Raw genomic sequence first — 24721 nt, 5'->3', positions numbered from 1 at the left:
AATTGCAATAACATCAGATGTAGTAACACCACTTAGCGGGAAAATTGTGCCAGCTATATTTACCCAATCGAGGAGGCTACTTCATTTAACTTTGCATCTTTGTGTAAATAGATAAGATCAGGACAAAACTTCAGGTTTATTGCTTTAGTATTAAATAATATTGTGTGAATGTAGTTCAACTATGCAGAGATTGTAAACATAAGCATAGATGTTGTTGTAAATAAGTAGAAATTTAACAAAATACTGTTGAAAGTATTTTGAAAATAAATGTAAGCGTATGTTTGTAAGTTGCACAAACTGCTCAAGAAATAAGCCAACAGCCTCTACTAAGCTCTTGAGCGATCTACAGCTCCATTTACAGTGTTTTTAGAAAGCAAAGTGACTTGCTTGATTATTTTCATTTAACCCACAGTTTTTTCAAAGCAAGCTGAAAAATGTCTACTCATTGATCAGCAGTACACCTCACCCTACCCCTCCCCTCATGCACCCAATTGCTTACAAAAACCCATGAAAAACATCGGCGAAATGACCATGATACTTGTAAGTAATCTTTGTGAAATAAAAAATAACCTCGTGTAACTAGCAAGCATGAACTCTTTAATAAAAATGACAATAACGTACCGCCAATTCATAAACTACAAAAATTTGTGAATGCCTATCCAAGCCCATTTTTTATTTACTTGTCCATTGTTAATTATCAACAATAGGTAGCCATAGTAATTACAGTCCTGTACTGCTTCAGCTCATTTTCAATTTTCCATACAATGAGCTCACCAAAACATCGCAGAAAAACACCCAATAAATGCTTATTTATAAGTTATTTTACGGTAAATTTATGCCAAATACATTTAAATGAGCCAAAAAAACTTGATAAATAATATGATTTAATTTAACAAAAAAGCTTAGGTAATGATTGATAAAATCTTTGTTTTTCTTAAAGACAGCTAAATTCAACAAAGAATAACAATTTTGTTTTTCATCAAAAACAACGTAGTCGCAAAAGAACAGACTACGCACATCTTCTGCTGTGACTCATGCAAGGCTCACAAAATAAGCTTACATTTTGGCGAGTATGCCGTAATAACATCGGTTCAATTTCTTACAATCTCGAGCTAAAGTTCGGCACGAGTAGCGTTTATCTCACTACGCACCGAGGTGCTTTATCATGACGCAATCGTCCCATAAGCTAAAACTAACCGCGCTCATTGCGATGGTGGTCGGATCAATGATTGGTGGGGGTATTTTCTCCTTGCCACAGAATATGGCGCAAAGCGCCGGTGCAGGAGCCACGCTAATTGGTTGGGCGATCACGGCGGTGGGGATGCTGATGCTGGCGTTTGTGTTTCAGACCCTCGCCAACCAAAAACCTGAATTAGATTCCGGTGTTTATGCCTATGCCAAAGCAGGCTTTGGTAATTACATGGGGTTTTCATCGGCTTGGGGTTATTGGATCAGCGCTTTTCTAGGCAATGTCAGCTACTTTGTTTTGCTATTTGGCACGCTGGGTTATTTCTTCCCCATATTTGGCGATGGCAATACCATCCCCGCCATTATTGGCGCTTCTATCTTGCTTTGGGCAGTACACTTTTTAATATTACGCGGCGTTAAAGAAGCGGCGTTTATTAATCAAGTCACCACCGTAGCCAAGATTGTGCCGCTGGTGATGTTTATCATTCTGGCCGCCGTAGCTTTCAAGCTAGATGTATTCACCACCGATTTTTGGGGCAAGGGCAATCTTAAGCTAGGCAGCGTGATGGATCAGGTGCGCAATATGATGCTGGTCACCGTTTGGGTGTTTATCGGTATCGAGGGCGCAAGTGTTTATTCCGCCCGAGCTGAAAAGCGTGCCGATGTGGGCCGCGCAACCGTGATTGGTTTTCTCAGCACATTATTATTGCTAGTGCTTGTGAATGTCTTATCCCTTGGGGTAATGAGCCAACCTGAGCTAGCTGGCTTAAAGAACCCGTCAATGGCCTATGTGCTTGAGCATGTTGTTGGCCACTGGGGCGCAATCTTTATCTCGATTGGGCTGGTGATTTCGCTACTGGGTGCCTTGCTTTCATGGACCTTGCTCTGTGCCGAGATTTTGTTCTCCGCCTCCCGTGATCAGACCATGCCGCGTTTTTTGCACAAAGAAAACGCCAATGGCGTGCCGGCCAATGCACTTTGGTTATCTAACGGCGGCGTGCAAGTTTTTCTCATCATTACTCTATTTGCAGCCAGCACCTATACCAGCCTGCTGCTACTCGCGACCTCAATGATTTTAGTACCTTACTTTTTATCTACCGCTTACGGCGTGATGGTGGCTTATAAGGGCGACGGCTATGCAGAGCATGGTGGCAATCGCAATAAAGACTTAATTATTTCAGTGGTGGCTACGCTCTACAGCATGTGGCTGATTTACGCGGCTGGGGTGCAATTCTTACTGTTATCTGCCCTGCTGTATGCGCCAGGCGCCATTCTTTATACCAAGGCGCGTAAAGAATGCGGCCAGATTGTTTTTACCACCATTGAAAAATTTATCTTTGCAGCCGCTGTAATTGGGGCCATTGCGGCGAGTTACGGCCTTTACACCGGTTTTCTAAAGCTTTAATAGGAGCTATGTGATGAGTACCGAAAATCTACAACTGGGCGTTCACTCTGAAGTAGGCATGCTAAGGCGGGTGATGGTTTGCTCACCGGGGCTAGCGCATATGCGGCTCACCCCCAATAACTGCGATTCTTTATTGTTTGATGATGTGCTGTGGGTAAGCCAAGCCAAACGCGATCACTTTGATTTTGTTTCCAAAATGCGTGAACGCGGTGTGGATGTGATTGAGATGCACAATCTACTCACCACCACCGTGGCTAATCCCGAAGCTAAAAAATGGATACTCGATCGCAAGATCACCGCAGATTTGGTAGGCATTGGTTTGCTGGAAGAAGTACGTAGCTGGCTAGAGTCTCTAGAACCACGCCATCTAGCAGAGTTTCTAATGGGCGGTGTAGTTGCCCCCGATTTGCCAATAGACACGCCATCAGAAGTGCTTAGCATCTTTCGTGAAAACTTTGGCAATGCCAGCTTTATCTTGCCGCCGCTACCTAATACCCAATTTACCCGTGATACCACCTGCTGGATTTATGGCGGCGTCACGCTCAACCCCATGTATTGGCCAGCACGACGACAAGAGACCCTGCTCGTCACTGCTATTTATAAATTCCACCCTGATTTTGCCGCAGCCGATGTCAAAGTTTGGTGGGGAGACCCCGATGTCGACCATGGCAGCGCCACACTAGAAGGCGGCGATGTGATGCCGATTGGCAATGGCGTCGTCTTAATTGGTATGGGCGAGCGCACCTCGCATCAAGCCATTGGCCAAGTTGCAATGTCCTTATTTAAAGCCGGAGCCGTCGAACGAGTGATCGTGGCCGCCCTGCCAAAATCCCGCTCTGCCATGCATTTAGACACCGTATTCAGCTTTTGCGACCGCGATTTAGTCACCATCTTCCCTGAAGTGGTCAAACAAATCGTCGCCTTCAGCCTGCGCCCTGATGAAAGCAAAGCGAATGGCATTGATCTACGCCGCGAAAGCAAACCATTTTTAGATGTGGTGGCTGAAGCACTCAAATTACCTGCGCTGCGCGTAGTGCAAACCGGTGGCAATTCTTTTGAAGCCGAACGCGAGCAATGGGACGACGGCAACAACGTAGTCGCCCTGCAACCCGGTGTGGTTTTAGCTTACGACCGCAATATCCACACCAACACCCTGCTACGTAAAGCTGGCGTAGAAGTCATCACCATCAGCTCCGCCGAACTAGGCCGTGGCCGTGGCGGTGGCCACTGCATGACCTGCCCAATTATTCGCGATCCGGTTGATTACTGATTGTTGGGCGTTTGTAAAACCCAAATCTTGAACCACGGAGGGCACGGGGAACAAGCGGGGAGGGGGATCGCTTGGGAAGGAGTATCCAGCCAATCCCGCCCGCCACCGACCCGATTATCCGCAGCTGAGGGGCTTTCGTGCTTATGCTGTTGTCGCTTTGCTTACTTTCTTGGCGAAGCAGAAATCAACCACTTCGCGGGGGAGTCCCGCACCTAAACCAACGTGCCGAAGGCACTTAAACGATCTTTTTTGCTTTGCTCATAGGAAATCAGCGGCCCCCTGATGCCGCTTGGTTCTTTTTGTATTTCTTTCGTTTGTCTGGAGAAAATCATGTCCTTCAATATGCATAATCGTAATCTGCTTAGCCTGATGCATCACACCCCCCGTGAGCTACGTTATCTGCTGGATTTATCTCGGGATCTAAAACGCGCTAAATACACCGGCACCGAGCAGCAGCATCTAAAACGCAAAAATATTGCGCTCATTTTTGAAAAAACCTCCACCCGCACCCGCTGCTCCTTTGAAGTAGCCGCTTACGATCAAGGCGCAAACGTCACCTATATCGACCCAAGTTCATCGCAGATTGGTCATAAAGAAAGCATGAAAGACACCGCCCGCGTACTGGGCCGGCTGTACGATGCCATTGAATATCGTGGCTACAGCCAAGAAATTGTTGAAGAGCTAGCCGCCTTTGCCGACGTGCCGGTATTTAACGGCTTAACCGACGAATACCACCCCACCCAAATGCTGGCCGACGTGCTAACTATGCGCGAGCACAGCGACAAGCCGCTGCACGATATCAGCTACGCCTATCTGGGTGACGCCCGCAATAATATGGGTAATTCGCTGCTCTTAATTGGCGCAAAACTAGGCATGGATGTCCGCGTTGCCGCTCCTAAAGCACTGTGGCCACACGAAGACTTTGTTGCGCAATGCCGTAAATTTGCCACTGAAACCGGCGCACGCATCATGCTGACCGAAGACCCGCTGGAAGCCGTAAAAGGTGTCGATTTTATCCATACCGATGTCTGGGTATCGATGGGCGAGCCAGTAGAAGCATGGGCCGAGCGAATCAAACAATTACTGCCCTACCAAGTTAACAGCGCAATGATGAAAGCCTCCGGCAACCCACGCACAAAATTTATGCACTGCCTACCTGCTTTTCACAATAGCGACACCAAAATGGGCAAACAAATTGCCGAGCAATACCCATTTTTAGCTAATGGCGTTGAAGTCACCGAGGAAGTGTTTGAATCCCCAGCCAACATCGCCTTCGAGCAAGCAGAAAACCGCATGCACACCATTAAAGCCATTCTGGTTTCAACCTTGGGGGATATTTAACCTTGGCGGCACTGACAGAACCCAAGTCTTGAACCACTTCGGTCCCAGAGAACACGGAGTTTCACGGAGGAATGCGGGTTTGAAGTAAGCCTGTTTTCCTTGGGTCTTGAGCGTGTTCAAACTCAGCAATCTGGATTTTTTTCGCCGCGCATGGCACGGGGCTTAAATCTCCCCTTGAAGTACGTCGAAACGAGGAACAAGCGGGGTGGGGCAGTCGTCAATTCGTGTTTGAGCGAAGCGAGTTGAATTGACGCCACCTCGATTGTCCGCAGTGAGGGGCCTTCGTGCTGGCCGGGGCGGCCTCTTTGCGTACTATGATTTCTGGCCGTTCAAGAAAGTGAGTCCCACGCGGGGGAATCCCGCACCTAAACCAACGTGCCGAAGGCACTAAAAAGATCTTTTTGTATTTGCTAGCGCTTACGAGAAAGCCCCGCCAGACATTGGCATGAAACGCTACAAAAACGGCAAGTTTCACCCGCCCTACGATGATTCAATGCTTGCAGACGTATAGCAGTAACAGTTACTCAAAAACCAAGGTGCCAAAGGCACTAAAAATTGCGATGTAAACCACCATAAAGGATTCATTATGCGTATCGTCATCGCCCTAGGCGGCAATGCTCTGCTTCGCCGTGGCGAAGCCATGAGTGCAGATAATCAACGTGAAAACGTCATCATCGCCGTCAAACAAATCGCCCGCGTTGCCCCAAAAAATGAGCTCGTCATCGCCCACGGCAATGGCCCACAAGTGGGTTTGTTGGCCCTACAAAACGCCGCCTACAGCCAGGTCAGCCCCTATCCCCTGGATGTTTTAGGCGCCGAAACCGAGGGCATGATCGGCTATATGATTGAGCAGGAGCTAGGCAATCTGCTACCCGTCGAAACCCCGCTTGCCACCATTCTGACCCAAGTAGAAGTCGACGCAGCCGATCCTGCTTTTAACAACCCAACCAAACCCATCGGCCCGGTTTATAGCAAAGAAGACGCCGATAGGCTGGCTACCGAAAAAGGCTGGTCTATTGCCCCCGATGGCGATAAATTCCGCCGTGTGGTGGCTAGCCCTAGGCCAAAACGTATTTTTGAAATTCGCCCAGTAAAATGGCTGCTAGAACATGGCACCATCGTGATTTGCGCTGGCGGCGGCGGGATTCCAACTTGCTACGATAAAGAAGGGAAATTGCACGGCATTGAAGCCGTGATTGATAAAGACCTCTGCTCTGCCCTGCTGGCCGAAGAGCTAAACGCCGATTTGCTGGTGATTGCCACCGATGTCAGCGCTACCTATATCAACTATGGCAAGTCCACCCAAAAAGCCATTGCCAGCGCCCATCCCGATGAATTAGAACGCCTCGGTTTTGCCGCAGGCTCGATGGGCCCCAAAGTACAAGCAGCCTGCGAATTTGCCAGCAACACCGGCAAAGTAGCGGTGATTGGTTCGCTTAATGATATTGAAGCGATTGTGCAAGGCAAGGCAGGTACACGCGTTTCAACGCAGGCACTAGGGCTGAGCTATCGTTTAGACTAATGCTTTTCCTGCAAGCGTCTACAAGCTATGCCAAAGTGCTATGAGGGCATAGCTGGGTAGGCACAAGCAAGCTCCCCAATGCCTCATCCGATTTTTGAAACTCTTGCCTAATCCAATCCAAAAACACTAAGCGCCGCTCATCTTGAGCAAACGGCTCTGCGGACAAAACAAAATAACGAGAACCATCCGGCACAAAGCCAAATGGAGCCACTAGGCGGCCATTTATTAGCTCTTCTTCTATCATATAGGCCGAAGCAATCGCGACGCCTAAGCCTGCAGTCGCCGCCTGCAAGCTTAAATAAAAATGCTCAAAATATGAGTTTTGGCGGCTCGTGACCGCCTGCTGCGCCTCCTCCCCCCAACGGGCCCAAGCATTTGCTCGGGTACGAGTATGCAAAAGACTGCTCTGTTCAAGGTTTATGCCCCCATCTTGCAACTGCTCTGGCACACACACCGGCCCTACTTTTTCCTGCCCTATTTCTTCTGAATAGCAATCTTTCCCCCAGTTGAAATCATTGCGCCTGATCGCTAGATCAATATGCCCGCCTTGAAAATCAACCACGCCTCCTGCTGTAAATAAATGCAACTGAATCGCCGGATAGCGGCTATGAAAATCGCTTAAGCGAGGAATAAGCCAGCGCATGGCAATTGTTGGCTCACACGATACAACCAAGGGCCTATCGTAAGGGTTTCCCTTGAGTTTTTGCAATGTAAGCGCCAATTGCGCCAGCATCTCTTGGCACGTGTTTTTTAGTAGCTCGCCCTCTCTGGTCAGAAAAATGGCCCGATTCCGGCGCTCAAATAGCAACACATCCAAGCTTTCTTCTAGCTGCTTAATCTGGCGGCTTACGGCTCCCTGCGTAACAAACAATTCTTCTGAAGCGCGAATCAGGCTGAGATGCCGTGCTGCCGCCTCAAATACCCGTAAAGCATTGAGTGAAGGAATTCGAATACTCATCGTTGACTTTTTCTCATTGATTTTATTGAGCATAAATCGATTTTACTGAACGAGCAAGATAGACAAAATAGCAACAAGCCATGCAATAGCTGACGCACAACTTCCATCAACAAATCAAAAAATGAAAAATAGGTTTTTAAATGCTGCAAACCCCTTACCGTAATAACAAGCAAGCGTCTTCAGATCTAGCGCAAGTTCGTAAGCAAATGACTCAAAAAAACTTCTGTTTTATTCCTGCAGAGCAGGTCAGATCAATATTGCAACAACAGCAAGCTACCGCACTGCAAGACTGGAAAGCCTTTCAAAATAGCTGGTCTGATCTGGCTCTTGACACCTATATGGCCGACCAAGGCAGCTATCGTAAACGTAAGCACGCCACACTGAGCGCCCCAGCCGCCAGCCGCCTATGGCAAAAAGAAGCACATCAACCGCATTACCAAAGCTTAACTTACAACAATTTAAATGGCGGTATTGCTCGCCACTATGCACCGATTAGCGATGCGGTGATGCAAAGCCATAGCATGAATAACTTGCTTACCTTGGCTTGCGATATTTTTAGTCAACTGATGCCAGAGCATGCTTGGCATATTGAAGCACACCAATTTCGCATTGAAGCCAATACAAAGCAAGCAGGCCTGCCCACACCAGAAGGCGTGCATAGAGATGGCGTTAATTTTGTGATGATGCTGATGGTGCAGCGCTCCAATATGGTGAATGGCGCAACCACTATTTATGACCTCAACAAAAACCGCTTAGATCAGTTTGTTTTAACCAACCCACTGGATATGGCACTGGTCAATGATGAGCAAGTGTTCCATGGCGTAACGCCCATCATGCAGCTCGATAGTGACCGGCTGGCTTCACGAGATGTGCTTGTCATTACCTTCCGCCGCAAAACGTAATCCCCAACGACTGCCGATTGATTTAAAGGATAAATCCAATGAACGAAATTTTTGCCGTCGCCCTCATCACCATTCTAGCCGTTATCAGTCCCGGCGCTGATTTCGCAATGGTCACCCGCAATAGCTATCTCTACGGCCGCAAAGCAGGTTTATTGGCCGCACTAGGCATTGCCTTGGGCGTACAAATCCATGTGATGTACACCATGTTGGGTGTAGGGCTGATCATTTCACAATCACCAGCACTGTTTACCGTGATCAAAATAGCAGGTGCGATTTACTTGATTTATATCGGCTACAAAACCTTTACCAGCAAAAGTAAGCTCGATATAGATTTAAGCGCTGATGCAGGTTTAAGCCCTTTTTCTGCGCTAAGAAATGGCTTTCTAACCAATGTACTCAACCCTAAAACCACGCTTTTTGTAGTAAGCACCTACACCCAAGTTGTTAACCCAAGCACTCCGCTGACCCAGCAAATTGGCTATGGCTTATTTATGTCTTTAGCGCACGGTGTTTGGTTTTCACTCGTAGCGCTGTTTTTCTCTCACCAAACTTTAAGATCCGCCATGATTAATGGGCAAAGTGTGCTCAATAAAATCATTGGTAGCGCCCTGCTTGGGTTAGGTGTATCGCTTGCCTTTGCACCACTCACACATTAAGCCAAAGGGTGCGCTCTGCGGTGGCGGAGTGCGTCTTCCAGCTTTACACATCCACACTTTTATCCCCAAAGGCTAAACAAATGAAAATTGCATGCATCGATATGGAAGGCGTATTGATTCCAGAAATGTGGCCACATATTGCCCAATATACTGGAATTCAATCGCTGGCTATTACCACGCGCGAAGAGCCCGATTATGTGCAGTTGGTTTCAAAACGCATCTGCATTTTGAATGAAAACCACCTAGGCCTTGCCGATATTGAACATATGATAGCCAAACTTGCACCCTTGCCTGGCGCAATTGATTTTATCAATCAGCTACAAAAACACTACCGCATTGTACTGGTTTCTGATGCTTTTCAAGAAATGCTCATGCCGCTGTGGAAGATGCTGGGTCAGCCAGAGCTACGCTGCCATCGCTTTGTTTGCAAACCGAACGGGCAAATTCGCTTCGCCAGCTATAGCCGCACTCATGGTAAGCATGAAGTGATCGAAGAATTTGCAGCAATGGGTGCTCGCACCTTGGCCGTAGGCGATGCCTTTAACGATATCAGCATGCTGCGCAAAGCCACACATAGCTATTTATTTTGCCCTTCCGCAGAAACAAGACAAGCCGCGCCTGACATACGTGTAGCACTCAGTTATCAAGAGATTTTAAATGACATCATCCTTGAGCCTGATGCTGTATTAAGCTCGGTAAATTAAAAAGAACTCGGCGTATTGGCGCTAATTACTTCGGCAGCGCCATCGCCGATATTCCGAAAACGATGCGGCAAATTGCTTGGAAAATAATAACCATCCCCCGCCTGCAAATGATGCACCTGCCCTGCGATAGTCAGCTCCATATACCCTCTCACCAACACACCGCACTCCTGCCCCTCGTGCTGCAGCATTTCACTACCGGTATCTGCCCCCGGCTGGTATTGCTCCCGCAATAAACCGATATGCCTATCCTGAAACCCAGACCCAACCAAGTGCATTTGCAAAGCGGCATTGCCCAAATTGGGTTGCTCGCCTGCGGGGAAGATATAGCTGGGCGCAATACTATCTTGCTCAAAGGTAAAGAACTCCGCCAAAGACATCGGAAACCCTTCCAGCAGTTTTTTTAATGAGCTAATCGAAGGGCTAACCCGATTTTGCTCAATTAATGAAACGGTGGCATTGGTTACGCCAGCCCTTTTCGCCAACTCCCGCTGCGATAAGCCAAAGCGCTGTCGCACCCGTTTTAGCCTTGCGCCAACGTCCATAGCCAGCTCCGTTCAAAATAATCAACACCCACTTAAACTATGTCATGCAAGAAGAATAAGCCAGCGAGCCAGTGCTGCATTTTTTTGCGCTACAGGAATTTACTTAGCCCAAGCACAAAGCCACACCTTGTCAAATATATTTAACAGGCTAGTCTTAATACATAAGGTGGCCAAAATCCACTGGCGTGCATCGTTTTAATCAGCACTGCATTCGCTAATCCACCCCATATCAGCAGAGATGCATCATGGCTCAGCCCATTATTGGAATCACTTGCTGCCGCTGGCGCTTAAAAGAAGATGGCCATTTCTTTCATTTAGTTGGGGAGAAATATATTCAAGCCGCCACGGCCGCAGGCGGCTTACCGCTGCTTATCCCCGCACTAGGTGAAACCAGTCAGCTTGAGCAAATATTAAGCAGCATCGATGGCCTGCTGCTCACCGGTAGCCAATCAAACATCGAGCCACGTCACTACCAAGGCCAAGTGCTAGCCGATGATTTTAATGATCCGCAAAGAGACGCCACCACCCTGCCCTTAATTAGAGAGGCGGTTAAGTTGGGAGTACCGGTTTTGGGTATTTGCCGAGGCGCGCAAGAGGTGAACGTAGCATTTGGCGGCACACTAGAGCAGGCCGTGCATCAGCAAGCGGGAAAGCTAGACCATCGTGAACAAGGCGGCAGCCTTGATGAAATGTACGGCCCAGCACATGAAATAGAGCTAGTGCCCGGCGGGCTGCTACACCAGTTATATGGCCAGACGAGCGCCAGAGTTAATTCTTTACATCATCAAGGCGTTGCCACATTAGGGGCGGGCTTGCAGATAGAAGCCATTGCCCCCGATGGGCTGATCGAAGCCTTTAGCGTGAGCCATGCCACCAGCTTTGCGCTGGCGGTGCAATGGCATCCAGAGTGGAAATTTCAAGACAATCCACTCTCTATGGTCATGCTGGCAGGATTTGCGGCGGCGTGTACACAGCGTCAACTTAGCACTAGAAAAAGGTGAGCCTATGCGCAGATACCAGCCCCTATTTAAGCGCCTCCAGCCAGCCAGCACCACCATTTGGCCGCTGTGTTCTAACCAAATGCGCATGCAGAGCACCCGATACCCCTCCCAGCCACTGCCGGTAAACATGATCGGCAACTTGGTGCAGCACGGCTACTTTTTCATCCAAGCGATGCAAAATCTGCGCCTCGCTCTGCACCGAGCTTTGTGCTTGCCACTGCTGCAACACCTGCCTGTCTTCGGCACACCACTGGCGAATGCTCTGCGCGGTGACTTCCAGATGCGATTGCAGCCCCAAATGCGGGCCAAGGGCAAAGCCTTTATTCATGCAGTAATAACCAAACAACATCCGCTTTGCACCACGCGGCACTTCAAAAGTATCAAAGTGCCAGTGAAACAAATCCAGCTCACGCTTATCGCCCAGCCACTGGCGCGCCTCATCAAACTTGGTCACCAGCACCTTGCCCCAGCCGATTTGCGGCACGCTATTACGACGTACCTCGCCCCCCAAGCTTTTGGATAGCAATTGCCCACCAAAACAATGGCCAAGAATGGGGCGCTCCAGCCGTAAAGCATCTTTCAGTAGCGCTTCTTCCCGCTTAATCCAAGCGAGACCATCGTTAACACCGGCATTAGAGCCAAGAATCACCACGCCACTAAATTCGGCGGCACAACGAGGAGGGGTATCACCCGCATCAATAGCAAATACGCGATAAGGCACGCCGTGTTTATCTAGAAAGGATTGTAAATAGCCCGGCCCTTGAGTGGCTTCATGACGACAGATTGCAATGGGTTTCACTAGTACACACCTAGGAGTAATTAACACGTTAATCCTATGCAATCAAAAAGAAAGAAATTGTAAAAACACAGCAGGCCAGTATTAAATTTATATAAAGATGCAGGCCAATCCGTCTAAATAAACCCCAAAGGGAGGCACCATGAGCTTAATTAGCGACTGGCTGCGAGAACGCCGAATCACTGAAGTGGAATGTGTTACCCCCGATTTCACCGGCATTGCCCGCGGTAAAATTGTGCCCAAAGAAAAATTCAGCGAAGACGAAGGCATGCGCCTGCCTATTACCGTACTGGTGCAAACCGTCACTGGCGAGTACGCCCAAAACATCACGCCAGTCACCGATCCGGACATGATTCTGATTCCCGATCCCAACACCATACGTATCGTTCCATGGGCCAAAGACCCCGTGGCGCAGGTGATTCACGATTGTTTTTACTTTGATGGCAGCCCCGTTGAGTTATCGCCACGTTATGTATTACGCCGTGTATTAAAACTCTATGCAGAGCGCGGCTGGAAGCCCGTTGTTGCACCAGAAATGGAATTTTATCTAGTCGATATCAACCGCGACCCAGATCTGCCCCTGCAGCCGCCACTTGGGCGCACCGGCCGGCCAGAAACCGGCCGCAAGGCGTATTCAATTGATGCGGTCAATGAATACGACGATTTGTTTGAAGATGTTTACGATTACTGCGATGCGCAGGGCTTACAGATCGACACACTGATCCATGAAGTGGGCGCTTGCCAAATGGAAATCAACTTTTTGCACGGCGATGCCTTGGAGCTGGCCGATCAGGTATTTCTATTTAAACGCACAGTAAGGGAAGCGGCGATCCGCCACAATATGTACGCCACTTTTATGGCTAAACCTATGGAAAACGAGCCAGGCTCGGCCATGCATATCCATATGAGCGTGGTAGATGCGATCAGCGGCCAAAATGTATTCTCGAATATCGACGGCACGCCCAGCGAGGTGTTTTATCAATCGGTAGCGGGCATGCAAAAATACTTCCCGCAGGTGATCGCGCTATTTGCCCCCTTTGTAAACAGCTACCGCCGCCTAACCCGCTACTACGCCGCCCCCATCAATGTGCAATGGGGCTTTGATAACCGCAGCTGCGGCATACGCGTGCCACACTCCGACCCCGCCGCCCGCCGCATAGAAAACCGCCTACCCGGTGTGGACTGCAACCCCTATCTGGCCCTCGCCGCCACGCTGGCTTGCGCTTATTTAGGCATAGACGAGCAGCTAAAACCCAGCGAGCCCCTTACCGGCGACGCCTACACCCTACCCTTCGCCTTCCCCCGTGGGCTAGACGCCGCCACGCAAATCCTTAGCGATTGCGCCCCGATATCCAAGCTACTGGGAGAGCGATTTATCAAAGCCTATTGTGCTGTAAAAGAAGCCGAATACGTGGAATACGCCAAAGTCATCAGCCCATGGGAAAGGAAACATTTACTGCTGCATGTGTGATGTTGCAAAAACCAAATCCTGATCCACGGAGGGCACAGAGAACACGGAGTTTCACGGAGGAAACCCTTTTAAAATCGGGGCAGATCTTAGGTTTTAAGTAGTTTCAGCGTCAGTAACCTAAATTTTTATCGCTATTCACCGCACGGGGCTTAAATCCCCCCTTGAAGCACGCCGAAGCGAGGAACAAGCGGGCGGGGTTTCGGCGAGGACTGTTTGAGCGAAGCGAGTTCCGCAGCCGCCGCTCGATTGTCCGCAGATGAGGGGCCTTCGTGTTTCGTGGGGTCGCCTTCTTTTGGTTCTTTTCTTGGCGAAGCAAGAAAAGAACGCCCCCGCGGGGGCACCCGCACCTAAATCAACGTGCCGAAGGCACTAATAATGCCTTTAGTTTTTGATTTTATTTGCAAACAACACACCACATTCAAATTATCGCGTGGGCACAGGCCCACCCAGAAACAAGGAGACACTCGATGAATCCAAATCTCATCAACCAAGACCACTCCAACCTTGGCCGCAGTACCAGCGAATACCAAGCACTAGATGCCGCCCATCATATTCATCCATTTTCTGACACGGCGGCACTGAATACCCACGGCTCACGAGTGATTGTTCGTGGCGAGGGGCTTTACTTATATGACTCGGACGGCCACAAGATTTTTGATGCCATGAGCGGCCTATGGTGCGTCAATATTGGCTACGGAAGACGTGAGCTGGCGGATGCGGCTTACCAGCAAATGCTAGAACTCCCTTTCTACAATACTTTTTTTAAAACCACCCACCCGCCGGTGGTTGAGTTATCCAGCCTACTGGCGCAAATCTCCCCTGATGGCTTTAATCACGTTTTTTATACCAACTCAGGATCAGAAGGCAACGACACCATTATTCGCATGGTTCGCCATTACTGGGCCACGCTGGGCCAACCTAAGAAAAAAACCATCATCTCGCGCATCAACGGCTACCACGGCTCAACCATAGGCGGGGCCAGCTTAGGTGGCATGCACTATATGCACGAGCAGGGCGATTTACCTATCCCCGGTATTGCCCATATTGAACAGCCTTGGTGGTTCGCCAATGGCGGCGAGCTTAGCCCCAAAGAATACGGGCTTAAAGCCGCCAGAGCGCTAGAAGACAAAATTCTAGAGCTAGGCGTTGAAAACGTCGCCGCCTTCATTGGCGAACCGGTGCAGGGCGCGGGCGGCATTATTATTCCCCCCTCCACTTACTGGCCGGAAATCCAGCGCATTTGCGATCATTATGGAATTTTACTGATTGCCGATGAAGTGATCTGCGGTTTTGGCCGCACCGGCTCATGGTTTGGCAGCGAGCACTACGGCATTCGCCCACATCTCATGACTATCGCCAAAGGCTTAAGCTCTGGCTATATCCCAATTGGTGGCGTGCTAATACACGATAAAGTAGCCAACGTACTGATTGCAGGTGGAGATTTTAACCACGGCTTTACCTACTCCGGCCACCCCGTGGCATGCGCGGTTGCCGTCGCCAATATTCATATTCTGCAAAATGAAAAGATTATCGAGCGCATGAACCAAGACGTCGCCCCCTACGCCGCCCAGCTCTGGCACGACGCTTTCGATGCGCACCCGCTGGTAGACGATGTACGTAGCTTGGGCTTTTTCTTTGCAGTGACCTTGGTGGAAGACAAAGCCAGCCGCAAGCGCTTTAGCAACGGCAGCGAAATGGCACTACGCTGCCGCGATATTTGCCTAAAGAATAAACTGATCATGCGCGCCACCGGCGACAGCATGATCGCCGCCCCGCCCCTCATTATGAGCCGCGCACAAGCCGCCGAATTTGTAGCGCTAGCACTAAAATGCGTGGATGAATATGCGAGGGAAATTGGCAGATAAAAACAACAAAAGGTCTGTAGACGTAGAAAAAAATAAACACTCTGAAAGAACACTTAAAACAGCTCAGATGAAGAGTTTAATCTGTTTTTCCTGCTCTTTTTTAGCCCTCTCTGTGTTCTCCATATCTACAGACTTTCTTATATCAACTCAGCAAAGCGGTCAAAAAATGATGTGTGCAGCATTTCCTATTTAAAGCGTAATTTATTCTCTACGAATAGGCCGCCATTTCTGTGACAATTGATAGCACTGTCACCCAAATAAATGAGCATCGAATGAATTGGATTGAAATACTGCAAGCCCAGGCCATCAGCTACGCTCCAAAATTATTTTCCGCCATGCTCACGCTCTTTATCGGCTGGAAATTAATTGGCATTGCCACGCAATTGCTAGAAAAAATGCTGACTCGCAGTCATGTTGAACCCACATTACGCCACTTCTTAGGCAGCCTTGCCAATGTGGCATTGAAAGCGCTACTACTGATTAGTGCCGCTTCAATGATTGGTATTGAAACCACTTCATTTATCGCTATTTTAGGTGCGGCCAGTTTGGCAATTGGTTTGGCATTACAAGGTAGCCTCGCCAATTTTGCGGGTGGTGTATTAATCTTAATGTTTAAGCCATTTAAAGCAGGCGACTATATCGAGGCACAAGGCCAAGCAGGTACGGTAGAAGGCATTCAGATTTTTACCACGCGTTTGCGTACTGCCGATAATAAATTAATTGTGGTTCCCAATGGCCCCTTAGCCAATGGCAATCTCACCAACTATTCAGCCATGCCAACTCGCCGCGTCGATTTTGTCTTTGGTATTGGCTACGACGATGATATCGATCACGCACGTAAAGTGATTTTATCGGTACTGAATAAAGACCACCGCATCCACCAAGACCCCGCACCAATGGTGGTGGTTTCTTCACTGGCCGAAAGCTCGGTTAATTTTACAGTACGCGTTTGGGCTAATAGCGAGCATTACTGGCCTATCTTTTTTGATACTACAGAAAACATCAAAAAAGCATTTGATGCGGCAAATATTTCGATTCCTTTCCCACAGCGCACGATCCATCATATTCAGCATCATGAAGCGAGCAAGCCTTTATCAAAAGCTCAGTTTGAGCATGTTGATTAAGGATTAAATAGATATAATCTTCAGGGTCTCTCTCACCCTGAAGGTGTCCCATGCCCCATCTTAATCTTGAATACAGCAAAAACTTAAGCGGCTTTAATCCCCGCCTTGCCCTGCAACAATTAAATAATGCCCTGATTGAATCAGGGCATTATATTGAATCAGATATCCAAAGCCGCGCCATGGGCTTTGATGATTTTTTGATTGGCAATAAAGATGAGGGCCGCGCCTTTATTCATATCAAGCTACGCTTGCTCAGTGGCCGCTCGGCTGAAATCAAAAAAGCACTTTCAGATGCGTTAATTCAAGCCATAGAAATAGATAACCCACAAGCATTAAACATCAGCATTCGAGCCGAAATCATCGACATCGACCGTGGGTCTTATGGCTCAAAGAATATGGTTGGCTAATAGCCCGTAGGGCGGATGCAACCCGCCAATATTTAATACAAGAAAAACGGCGGGTTACACCCGCCCTACAATGGCGCACCAACAAAACTCACCCGCGCCTTAAGGTAATTCGGGTAATTTCCGAAGGCGCAAACAATCGTTTGGGTGGGCCCCAATAGCCTGTGCCTCGGCTGGTATATACCCACACATTGCCTAATAGATTTAGGCCTGCGGTAAAAGGCTGCTGAAAGCGCACAAAGAAGTTCCAAGGGAAAAACTGTCCGCCGTGGGTGTGGCCAGATAATTGCAAATGCAGGCCTAAATCCTGCGCCTTAAAGGCACTACGCGGCTGATGCGCGAGGAGTAGTTTAAACGGTGAATCGGGCGATCCTGCCAGCGCGGCCTGTGCATCGCTTTGATGATCAGGGTAAAAATGCCCAGCGCTGTAATCAGTTACCCCAGCCACCACCAACTGATGGCCGCCGTGGGAGAGCAAAACATGCTCGTTCAGCAGCACTTGCAAGCCTAAACGGCGCAGCTCGGTAATCCACGCTAGCGCGCCAGAATAATATTCATGATTACCCGTTACAAAAAACGTGCCGTGCGTGGATTTTAATCGCGCTAGGGGTGCGGTATGTGCGCCCAGATCGGCCACATTACCATCAACCAAATCACCCGTTACCGCCACCAAATCTGCACCAAGGCCATTTACTTTGTCCACAATCGCATCCAGATAAGGCCGCTTAATCGTTGGCCCTACATGAATATCGCTGATTTGCGCGATAGTAAAACCCACTAATTCTGCTGGTAAATTAGCCACCGACACGGCCACATCCACAATCGCCGCGCTGCGCCTTGCATTAATCAGCCCCAGCAAAGTAAATAGCGCCGCCCCTGCAAACACGCCCAAAGCACTCTGAATCCGCCAGTTGCTATACGCCGCATCGCTTAATAAATAAGCTAAAGGCAGCAAAGACACATCACGCAGCAGGCAGAGTACAAACAAGGACGAAAACAGCCCCATCGCCATTAAACCCAGCCAAGCAATACGATCGGCCCAAGGCGGCTGGCTGATAAATCTGGCAGCTAATCCCAAGGGCAGTAACAGACTAGACAGCAGCAAGGCCAACCAGCCCACGAATAAACCCGTGCCATACAGACCCAAAGCAGGAAACAAACGCACTCCCAAATAGCCATGCGCCAGCAAGATAATGCCAAGCATAAGAAGCAGGGATGAACGAGGAGGCGTGGTGTGTTTCAAAAGGCACTTCCTTAGAGAGGATCGGGCTAGTTTGTATGTATCGTAATATCATTCGTAGGGCGTAATAAAGCCAAGCGTTTTTGCTTGGCTGCATTACGCCGCATGGTGGTTTGCACACACGGCGCAATGCGTCTGAATAAAACCTCAGACTTATTGCGCCCTACTGTTTGTGGCTACTTTTGAGCTTAATTTGATGCCTGCATGGGCACAGTGCCCACCCTAGATTAATCCTTATCCCGCATATTGCGGCCAAGTGGGCTGGGCTGATTGCGCTTTTTGGCGAGCTCGATCTGCTTTTGCCGCTCACGCGCACCGTTTCTGGTTTTCTCACTTAGCGAATTCCAGCAGTGTGGGCAGCTGATCCCCGCTACGTAATGCGGTGATAGTCGCTCTTCCACCGATACAGGCTGGCGGCAGGCGTGGCAGAGGTCGAAATCGCCTTCGCTTAAATCATGGCGAACGGTGACGCGGTTATCAAACACAAAGCAGTCGCCATTCCACTTGGTTTCTTCCTGCTTTACCGTTTCTAGATATTTAAGAATGCCACCTTTCAGATGAAAGACTTCTTCAAAACCCTCGCCCAGCATATAGCTAGATGCTTTTTCACAGCGAATACCGCCAGTGCAAAACATGGCGACTTTCTTGTGCTTGGCAGGGTCGAAATGCTGCTTAATATAATCTGGGAATTCGCGGAAACTGGCCGTTTTAGGATCAATTGCACCTTCAAACGTGCCAATTGCCACTTCATAATCATTGCGCGTATCGATTAGCAGCACTTCAGGATCGCTAATCAGCACATTCCAATCCTCTGGCTCTACATAAGTGCCAACGGCTAGATTCGGATCTATGCCCGGCACGCCCAAGGTGACAATTTCTTTCTTTAATTTAACTTTGCTACGGTAAAACGGCTGCTCATCACAATAGGATTCTTTGTGATCCACATCGATAAAGCGTGCATCGCTTTTTAGCCACGCCAATAAGCCATCAATCCCCGCGCGGGAGCCTGCTACCGTGCCATTAATGCCTTCAAAAGCCAGCAGCAAAGTGCCTTTTACTTCGTTATCCAGCATGGATTGCAATAGCGGCTCTTTGAGCGCTTCAAAATCAGCCAGCGTTACAAATTTATACAGGGCAGCCACCACAATCGGCTGAGTATGCTCTTGCTTCATTTTTTTAATCTCCAGGTGGTCATCCGCGTAAAGGATGGACCGTCAATTTGAGGGCGGAGTTTACCCGATGCAGAGCTTGATCTCACCCTATATAACACTTTTTACTTGCCAAACGGCGGCTAAGTAAGCGCAAGCAAAACACACAATCAACGCAATCTGGCCTTGCTATAAGCCATGTGCAAGAGCTAATTTTATAGAGTGATAGGTAAGCTACGATAGATAGCTTGGCATCTGTAATCTGGGAGGATAATAATGGCTATGCCAAGCATGAAAAAAATCTTTGTCTCTAGAGCGTTATTTTTTGTGCTGCTCATGTTGCTACTTTATGTGTGTATCTATAGTTTTAACCAAATGGGCGAGCAACTTTTTACGGCCCAGCAGCAGCAAAATTCAGCAATGCTATTTAGCCAACAATTACGTGAAGATCCTCAGCTCATCAATAAAAGTAAAACAGATACTTTTATTCAAGAAACGGGCTTTAACGCGCAAGAAATAAATCTAATCCATGCATTCAATAAATCAGACATTCAAGGGTTACCCTTTTTATCTGATCAATTAATGAAAAGCGTTCAAAATAGGCCTAGCATCGCTCAATTAAATAGTAACAAACAAAATTTATTTTATATTGTTAGCCTAGCTACGCTACTTACTTGTATTTTTTCCTTAATACTGATTTACCAGACCTATATGGGAATTATCAATAGAATTGGCTGTGGCCCAGGCGAAGCACGGCGTTTAATATTAGAAGTGGTGGCAGGCAATTTACGCGGGGAATTTTCTGCGAATCATGAAAACAGCCTGCTCTATGCCCTACACAGCATGATAGAAAAATTGCATCTGGTATTAGGCGAAATCCGCGCAACATCGCATTTACTGGCAAAAACATCGCATTTAATTAACTCATCGGCCAAAGATCTGACTTATAACGCGATGGAGCAAGCCACCAGTATTGAAGAAACCAGCGCCTATTTAGAACAACTAACCGCCATCGTGGCGCAAAATAATGAAAACACCCGCATTACCGAAGATATCTCTGCGCATTCATCCATGAATGCCATTGCAGGCGGCGAAGCGGTTAAAAAAACCGTATTGGCCATGCGTGAGATTGCCAAAAAAATCAGCATTATTGATGATATTGCCTATCAAACGAATCTATTAGCCCTGAATGCTGCCATCGAAGCCGCCCGCGCAGGCGAGCAAGGCAAAGGCTTTAGCGTCGTCGCCGCCGAAGTCAGAAAACTAGCCGAGCGCAGCCAAACCGCAGCGCAAGAAATCAGCCTACTAGCCAGCAATAGCGTAGAGCAAGCCGAACGCGCAGGCGCATTGCTGAATGAAATTGTCCCCTCCATTAAAAAAACTGCCGATCTAGTCCAAGAAATCTCTGCCGCATCGCGCGAGCAATTTATTGGCATTGAACAAATTAATCTATCCGCCACTAAATTAAGCAATGTCACCCAAGCAACCGCAATGGCCGCAGAAGATTTATCCACCACATCGGGCGAGCTTTCCCTGCATGCACAAAAGCTAGAAGAGGTAATTAGCTTTTTTAAAATGAAGTAAGCAAGCTCGCAAATAAAAAAACCATTGCAATGGCTGCCATGGTTTTTCGTAACTCCCTCAATGGGCTTTGAATGACATGTCAAATCATGATGAAAAATGCCCGCCCAAAGCCTGATGTAAATTCACTCGATTTGCCAAACGATCACTACTCACCCTCAAGCCACCCGCCTGCGCGCCCAGCCAATTTAGCTGTTGTTGCAGGAGCTGATATTGATCCCCCTTGCCTACTCTTTTCTGAATTTGAGCGAATTCAAACGACTTTTTCAGCTGATCACTCTGCATCTGCAAAGCATTTTGGCGCTTGCTCAGCGCACGCTCCGTTGCCAGTGCGCCTTCTACTTCATTAAAAGCAATCAAGGCGGCCTTGCTGTACTGGGCAATGGCCTCTTGCTGCTTGGCAGTTTTTGCCTCTAGCTGTGCTTCTAGCTGGCCACCTGTAAAGATCGGCGCAAGTAGCTGGCCACTTAATCCCCACAGCGGGTTATCAATGCCAGATTTCAGCATGATATTGGTCTCTTCAATATAAGCCACACCCCCAGTTAGCTTTAATGAAGGCAAGCGCGCACGTTTAGCGACTTCCTGATCCTGAAACGCCGCCCTAAAGCGCTGCTCGGCCGCCAAGATATCTGGGCGGCGCGACATAAGCTCCGCAGGCAAACCGGCGGGCAAGGTAAACTGAGCCACAGGAAAACGCCCAGCCGTTGTGACTTCTGCCGCTGGATAGCGGCCAAGTAAAACCTCAAGCGCTCTTTTGACTTGATCCAGCATCAGCTCATTGCCTGCTAGCTGATTTTGATAAACCGCTAATGCCGCTTGGCTAAGCACCACATCTTGGGCGGTGTTGCGCCCTATCTTCTGGCCAACTTTCATCAATTGCAGCTGTTTATCGGCGATGCGCGCCATATCGCGTGAAAGCTCTAGCTGCAAAGTGGCCTCTGTAGCGCCAAGCCAAGCGCGAATAACGGCAGCGGCAATCGCTTGCTGGCTATATTGCCTATCTAAAGCGGCCGACTGATAACGTGCATCACTACCCGCCTGCTCACTGCGTAAACGCCCCCAAAGATCCACTTCCCAATTCATAACTAGGCCAACGCCTGTAACACTCATACTAGACGTGGGTAAGGTTGAGTCTCCGGTCTGTAACCCTATGCCCAATGCAGGCAATAACGGGCCACCAGCCGCTTTAAGCGCCGCCCTTGCTTGATCTACCCTTGCTGCGGCAATGCGTAAATCACTGTTGTATTGCAAGGCCTCGCTGATCAGTGTTTTGAGTGCGGGGTCTGGAGCAAAGCCCAGTGCCTGCTCGTCAAACGTGCCTGGGCTTTGGGTGTTTTTCCAACGCTCTGGTAGCTGCTTTTCGCCCAAAGCCAAGGACATTAACTCATGCTGGGCTGGCGGCGTTGCTACTGCACAGCCCAGCAATAAACCCGCCCCCAGCAACATGGATAAGCCTGTTTTCAATGATGGCATGGCTATTCCTTAATGCAGCTTAAGTACAAGGTAATTTAAGATGGCCTGACCACGAATCATCACCATGCGTAGCAGGTGCAAAGGTGCCATTTTATCGGTGTAAATTGCGCCACCACCCCTAGCCCCCATCGGAATAAACGGCAGCACTTCGCCATCTTTAGCCACTGGAATTAACTTAACCGCGTATTTTTGCGCCAAAGGAGCTCGCACAACTTCCATAGGGGCATTAGGCACAACGCCAGATTGTGCAATTTGGCCCTGACCATTAGCCCAGACTATTGAATCTACTTTGGCAAAAAGCAGCTCGCCAGGCAGTGTCTGCAAAGCAATTTCTGCCTTATCGCCCGGCTTAACATAGCGCAGCTCATTTTGATCAAAGAAAGCCAGAATGCGCTGCTCGTGCTCTACAAAACTCATCGCGGGTCTAAATGGCATTGAAACCAGATAATTACCTGGGCGCACCATCACATTGATCGCAATACCATCTGCAGGGGCGCGAATCACCGTGGATTCCAAATCATAGCGAGCCGATTCTAGCTGCGCTTTTACTTGAGCCACGCTCGCCATATCAGGGCCAACCACGCCTTCTAACTTGGTTTGCACTTTAACTTCAGCAGTCTTTGCATTGCTTAGCGCCGCCTCAGCTTTTTTAACTTCGGTGCCAAAGCTTTCCACATCGTACTGATTACCTGCGCCCAGCTTGGCCAGCTCAGACGATTCGGCATAGCGTTTTTTCATTAAATCTAAATGAGCTTGAGCGGCAATTGAGCTGCTTTTAGCGCTATCCAGATCCTGCCAAAGCGTTCTGGCTGAGGCGGTAGCCTCTGCCAGCTTGGCTTCCAGTTCTTTCACTTTTAAGCGGTAAGGTGTGTTATCAATTTCTAGTAAAACATCACCTTTTTTAATGAGGGTATTACCTTCAATAGCCACACGGGTCACGATGCCCTGCACCCTTGGCACAATTTCGGCCACAAAATTAATCACCCGCACATCACTCGATGAAGGCGTAACCACATTAATGGTAAAGATAATACTGGCGGCCAGCACGATCGCCCCCGCAACCGAGCCCACTTGTGATTGAATATTCCACGGAAATAGTTTTAATTTGATAAATACCAGCCAAACTAAAAACGCATAACCACCCAGAATGATCTCAAGCATGATCTTGCTCCTTGCCTTCAACGACCACTTCTGGCTTTTTTTGCTGCTGAATAATTAACTCGCGCTTTTCCGCCAAACGCGCCATTTTTTCTTTTAGCAGCATCATTTCATCATCCACAATCGCCAAATCCATTGGCTTATTACTGTGCTCACCATCGGGCTTTAAAAAGTAATCGTCGTGCTTATCCGTGCCATAAGCCATTTTATAAACAGCAGGTTTGCTATAAGCCCAAAGCCAAGCAATAGGCCAGAGCAAACCACCAAAAGCCAGTGATAATAAGCACAGCACCTGAATGCCTTCTTTTTGCGGATGATGCCGTTTCTCTGCGATCACCTCAGGCAGCACATGCAGCTTCCAGAACAAATATATCCCCGCAATAGGCATGCCCAGCACAACCACCCAGACCATTACATCGGCAATTTTCTCTTCCATACCCGGTGCAAAAGCCCAAGCCTGAGTTGGCAAGGCCATCGCAGATAGAGCAGCAATCGCTGCCATGCTCCGATTGATTGTTCTCATATATTCCCCTGAATATGCTTACTAACAAATTGCAGCCGGCTATAGGGTGCAGCTGGTGAATCTTATCATTCTAGTAAACAATAAAACCCAATGCATAAATTTATCAATATGAATATCAAATTAATTAAGACTAGGCCATTTATTTACCACGAAATAAAACTCGCCAATTTCAATTGCACACGGCCACCAAACCAACAATCAATTTAATAAATAATGAAACGATGAGTAATTGATTAACATACATATGTTTAATTATTTAATTTATATCAATACAAAACTGCAATGAACAGCAATAAGCCGATCGCCCATTTTGTATAAAATGCAGCTTGAGGATGATTTCAACTCAGTACACAACTCCAGCTTAGGCTCTGGGCGTTGCGCCATTTTAACTGCCGCCCTATCCATCGGCGGCACAGTCAAAATAGCCATACTTAGGTCATAAAAATGAG

Annotated in this window: 22 protein-coding genes; 13 read left to right on the top strand and 9 right to left on the bottom strand. The window is 48.4% G+C overall.

Annotation, left to right across the window (positions count from 1 at the left end):
• Window positions 1–1165: 1165 nt before the first annotated feature.
• From arcD to arcC, 4 genes are all read left to right on the top strand, one after another.
• On the top strand, window positions 1166–2593 hold the full coding sequence (gene arcD / locus C1H71_RS09960; RefSeq protein WP_130106424.1) for an arginine-ornithine antiporter: 1428 nt from the start codon (window positions 1166–1168) through the stop codon (window positions 2591–2593).
• A gap of 13 nt (window positions 2594–2606) precedes the next feature.
• Entirely contained in the window at window positions 2607–3863 is a 1257-nt protein-coding gene (gene arcA, locus C1H71_RS09955; RefSeq protein WP_130106423.1) for an arginine deiminase, read from the top strand.
• A gap of 330 nt (window positions 3864–4193) precedes the next feature.
• The gene (locus tag C1H71_RS09950; RefSeq protein ID WP_130106422.1) at window positions 4194–5204 is read left to right on the top strand and encodes an ornithine carbamoyltransferase; all 1011 of its coding nucleotides are present in this window, start codon (window positions 4194–4196) and stop codon (window positions 5202–5204) included.
• 586 nt (window positions 5205–5790) lie between these two features.
• A complete protein-coding gene (arcC, locus tag C1H71_RS09945) occupies window positions 5791–6726 on the top strand; it encodes a carbamate kinase (RefSeq protein ID WP_130106421.1) in 936 nt (311 codons plus the stop codon).
• Window positions 6727–6751: 25 nt separating this feature from the next.
• On the opposite strand, the gene C1H71_RS09940 is transcribed toward arcC, so the two are convergent.
• Window positions 6752–7684, bottom strand: a complete 933-nt coding sequence (locus C1H71_RS09940; protein WP_130106420.1) for a LysR substrate-binding domain-containing protein — start codon at window positions 7682–7684, stop codon at window positions 6752–6754.
• A 140-nt stretch (window positions 7685–7824) separates the two neighbouring features.
• Between C1H71_RS09940 and C1H71_RS09935 the strand changes: the two genes are divergently transcribed.
• From C1H71_RS09935 to thrH, 3 genes are all read left to right on the top strand, one after another.
• The gene (locus C1H71_RS09935) at window positions 7825–8586 is read left to right on the top strand and encodes a 2OG-Fe dioxygenase family protein (RefSeq protein WP_223146033.1); all 762 of its coding nucleotides are present in this window, start codon (window positions 7825–7827) and stop codon (window positions 8584–8586) included.
• Between the two features lie 38 nt (window positions 8587–8624).
• Entirely contained in the window at window positions 8625–9242 is a 618-nt protein-coding gene (locus C1H71_RS09930; protein ID WP_130106419.1) for a LysE family translocator, read from the top strand.
• Between the two features lie 80 nt (window positions 9243–9322).
• On the top strand, window positions 9323–9946 hold the full coding sequence (thrH, locus tag C1H71_RS09925) for a bifunctional phosphoserine phosphatase/homoserine phosphotransferase ThrH (protein WP_130106418.1): 624 nt from the start codon (window positions 9323–9325) through the stop codon (window positions 9944–9946).
• Here the strand turns inward: thrH and C1H71_RS09920 are convergent.
• Window positions 9943–10488 (bottom strand): cupin domain-containing protein, encoded by a 546-nt coding sequence (locus tag C1H71_RS09920; RefSeq protein ID WP_130106417.1) that lies wholly within the window; start codon window positions 10486–10488, stop codon window positions 9943–9945. The genes thrH and C1H71_RS09920 overlap by 4 nt on opposite strands.
• A gap of 245 nt (window positions 10489–10733) precedes the next feature.
• Here C1H71_RS09920 and C1H71_RS09915 point away from each other — a divergent pair, with 245 nt between their 5' ends.
• Window positions 10734–11489, top strand: a complete 756-nt coding sequence (locus C1H71_RS09915) for a gamma-glutamyl-gamma-aminobutyrate hydrolase family protein (RefSeq protein WP_130106416.1) — start codon at window positions 10734–10736, stop codon at window positions 11487–11489.
• Window positions 11490–11511: 22 nt separating this feature from the next.
• Here C1H71_RS09915 and C1H71_RS09910 read toward each other — a convergent pair whose 3' ends face one another.
• Window positions 11512–12288, bottom strand: coding sequence for a type 1 glutamine amidotransferase (locus C1H71_RS09910; protein WP_188053706.1), 777 nt, complete (start codon window positions 12286–12288; stop codon window positions 11512–11514).
• Window positions 12289–12427: 139 nt separating this feature from the next.
• On the opposite strand from C1H71_RS09910, the gene C1H71_RS09905 reads away from it, so the two are divergent.
• From C1H71_RS09905 to C1H71_RS09890, 4 genes are all read left to right on the top strand, one after another.
• Complete coding sequence (locus C1H71_RS09905; RefSeq protein WP_130106414.1) at window positions 12428–13756, top strand: glutamine synthetase family protein; 1329 nt, start codon at window positions 12428–12430, stop codon at window positions 13754–13756.
• A gap of 467 nt (window positions 13757–14223) precedes the next feature.
• Entirely contained in the window at window positions 14224–15621 is a 1398-nt protein-coding gene (locus C1H71_RS09900; RefSeq protein WP_130106413.1) for an aspartate aminotransferase family protein, read from the top strand.
• 272 nt (window positions 15622–15893) lie between these two features.
• The gene (locus C1H71_RS09895; protein WP_130106412.1) at window positions 15894–16745 is read left to right on the top strand and encodes a mechanosensitive ion channel family protein; all 852 of its coding nucleotides are present in this window, start codon (window positions 15894–15896) and stop codon (window positions 16743–16745) included.
• Between the two features lie 50 nt (window positions 16746–16795).
• The gene (locus C1H71_RS09890; RefSeq protein WP_130106411.1) at window positions 16796–17152 is read left to right on the top strand and encodes a 5-carboxymethyl-2-hydroxymuconate Delta-isomerase; all 357 of its coding nucleotides are present in this window, start codon (window positions 16796–16798) and stop codon (window positions 17150–17152) included.
• Between the two features lie 88 nt (window positions 17153–17240).
• Here C1H71_RS09890 and C1H71_RS09885 read toward each other — a convergent pair whose 3' ends face one another.
• Both C1H71_RS09885 and trhO read right to left on the bottom strand, forming a co-directional pair.
• Window positions 17241–18392 carry a metallophosphoesterase gene (locus C1H71_RS09885; protein WP_262488426.1) on the bottom strand — a complete coding sequence of 384 codons (1152 nt, stop codon included), beginning with the start codon at window positions 18390–18392 and terminating at the stop codon, window positions 17241–17243.
• A 224-nt stretch (window positions 18393–18616) separates the two neighbouring features.
• The gene (trhO, locus tag C1H71_RS09880; RefSeq protein WP_130106410.1) at window positions 18617–19561 is read right to left on the bottom strand and encodes an oxygen-dependent tRNA uridine(34) hydroxylase TrhO; all 945 of its coding nucleotides are present in this window, start codon (window positions 19559–19561) and stop codon (window positions 18617–18619) included.
• 267 nt (window positions 19562–19828) lie between these two features.
• On the opposite strand from trhO, the gene C1H71_RS09875 reads away from it, so the two are divergent.
• Window positions 19829–21121: a methyl-accepting chemotaxis protein gene (locus C1H71_RS09875; RefSeq protein ID WP_223146032.1), complete on the top strand. Its 1293-nt coding sequence runs from the start codon at window positions 19829–19831 to the stop codon at window positions 21119–21121.
• Window positions 21122–21205: 84 nt separating this feature from the next.
• Here the strand turns inward: C1H71_RS09875 and C1H71_RS09870 are convergent, their stop codons facing one another.
• The 4 genes from C1H71_RS09870 to C1H71_RS20645 form a co-directional block, all read right to left on the bottom strand.
• Window positions 21206–22591, bottom strand: coding sequence for an efflux transporter outer membrane subunit (locus C1H71_RS09870; protein WP_130106408.1), 1386 nt, complete (start codon window positions 22589–22591; stop codon window positions 21206–21208).
• Window positions 22592–22600: 9 nt separating this feature from the next.
• Window positions 22601–23752 (bottom strand): HlyD family secretion protein, encoded by a 1152-nt coding sequence (locus tag C1H71_RS09865; protein ID WP_130106407.1) that lies wholly within the window; start codon window positions 23750–23752, stop codon window positions 22601–22603.
• Window positions 23745–24272, bottom strand: a complete 528-nt coding sequence (locus tag C1H71_RS09860; RefSeq protein WP_223146031.1) for a DUF3302 domain-containing protein — start codon at window positions 24270–24272, stop codon at window positions 23745–23747. The genes C1H71_RS09865 and C1H71_RS09860 overlap by 8 nt, the downstream gene beginning before the upstream one ends.
• A 261-nt stretch (window positions 24273–24533) precedes the next feature.
• Complete coding sequence (locus C1H71_RS20645) at window positions 24534–24701, bottom strand: hypothetical protein (protein WP_188053704.1); 168 nt, start codon at window positions 24699–24701, stop codon at window positions 24534–24536.
• Window positions 24702–24721 lie beyond the last annotated feature (20 nt).

Source organism: Iodobacter fluviatilis, from assembly GCF_004194535.1.
Classification (GTDB): Bacteria; Pseudomonadota; Gammaproteobacteria; order Burkholderiales; family Chitinibacteraceae; genus Iodobacter; species Iodobacter fluviatilis_A.
Note: the sequence above shows the minus strand (reverse complement) of the source record. Positions and strands in the feature narration are given on the sequence as shown.

What these genes read in the sequence shown, in the direction of transcription:
- arcA (WP_130106423.1), top strand. Translation starts at nt 2,607, where the DNA reads ATGAGTACCGAAAATCTACAACTGGGCGTTCACTCTGAAGTAGGCATG.
- C1H71_RS09950 (WP_130106422.1), top strand. Translation starts at nt 4,194, where the DNA reads ATGTCCTTCAATATGCATAATCGTAATCTGCTTAGCCTGATGCATCAC.
- C1H71_RS20645 (WP_188053704.1), bottom strand. Translation starts at nt 24,701, where the DNA reads ATGGCTATTTTGACTGTGCCGCCGATGGATAGGGCGGCAGTTAAAATG.
- C1H71_RS09870 (WP_130106408.1), bottom strand. Translation starts at nt 22,591, where the DNA reads ATGCCATCATTGAAAACAGGCTTATCCATGTTGCTGGGGGCGGGTTTA.
- trhO (WP_130106410.1), bottom strand. Translation starts at nt 19,561, where the DNA reads ATGAAGCAAGAGCATACTCAGCCGATTGTGGTGGCTGCCCTGTATAAA.
- C1H71_RS09890 (WP_130106411.1), top strand. Translation starts at nt 16,796, where the DNA reads ATGCCCCATCTTAATCTTGAATACAGCAAAAACTTAAGCGGCTTTAAT.
- C1H71_RS09865 (WP_130106407.1), bottom strand. Translation starts at nt 23,752, where the DNA reads ATGCTTGAGATCATTCTGGGTGGTTATGCGTTTTTAGTTTGGCTGGTA.
- C1H71_RS09920 (WP_130106417.1), bottom strand. Translation starts at nt 10,488, where the DNA reads ATGGACGTTGGCGCAAGGCTAAAACGGGTGCGACAGCGCTTTGGCTTA.
- C1H71_RS09935 (WP_223146033.1), top strand. Translation starts at nt 7,825, where the DNA reads ATGCTGCAAACCCCTTACCGTAATAACAAGCAAGCGTCTTCAGATCTA.
- arcD (WP_130106424.1), top strand. Translation starts at nt 1,166, where the DNA reads ATGACGCAATCGTCCCATAAGCTAAAACTAACCGCGCTCATTGCGATG.
- thrH (WP_130106418.1), top strand. Translation starts at nt 9,323, where the DNA reads ATGAAAATTGCATGCATCGATATGGAAGGCGTATTGATTCCAGAAATG.
- C1H71_RS09895 (WP_130106412.1), top strand. Translation starts at nt 15,894, where the DNA reads ATGAATTGGATTGAAATACTGCAAGCCCAGGCCATCAGCTACGCTCCA.
- C1H71_RS09900 (WP_130106413.1), top strand. Translation starts at nt 14,224, where the DNA reads ATGAATCCAAATCTCATCAACCAAGACCACTCCAACCTTGGCCGCAGT.
- C1H71_RS09905 (WP_130106414.1), top strand. Translation starts at nt 12,428, where the DNA reads ATGAGCTTAATTAGCGACTGGCTGCGAGAACGCCGAATCACTGAAGTG.
- C1H71_RS09930 (WP_130106419.1), top strand. Translation starts at nt 8,625, where the DNA reads ATGAACGAAATTTTTGCCGTCGCCCTCATCACCATTCTAGCCGTTATC.
- C1H71_RS09915 (WP_130106416.1), top strand. Translation starts at nt 10,734, where the DNA reads ATGGCTCAGCCCATTATTGGAATCACTTGCTGCCGCTGGCGCTTAAAA.
- C1H71_RS09875 (WP_223146032.1), top strand. Translation starts at nt 19,829, where the DNA reads ATGAAAAAAATCTTTGTCTCTAGAGCGTTATTTTTTGTGCTGCTCATG.
- C1H71_RS09940 (WP_130106420.1), bottom strand. Translation starts at nt 7,684, where the DNA reads ATGAGTATTCGAATTCCTTCACTCAATGCTTTACGGGTATTTGAGGCG.
- arcC (WP_130106421.1), top strand. Translation starts at nt 5,791, where the DNA reads ATGCGTATCGTCATCGCCCTAGGCGGCAATGCTCTGCTTCGCCGTGGC.
- C1H71_RS09860 (WP_223146031.1), bottom strand. Translation starts at nt 24,272, where the DNA reads ATGAGAACAATCAATCGGAGCATGGCAGCGATTGCTGCTCTATCTGCG.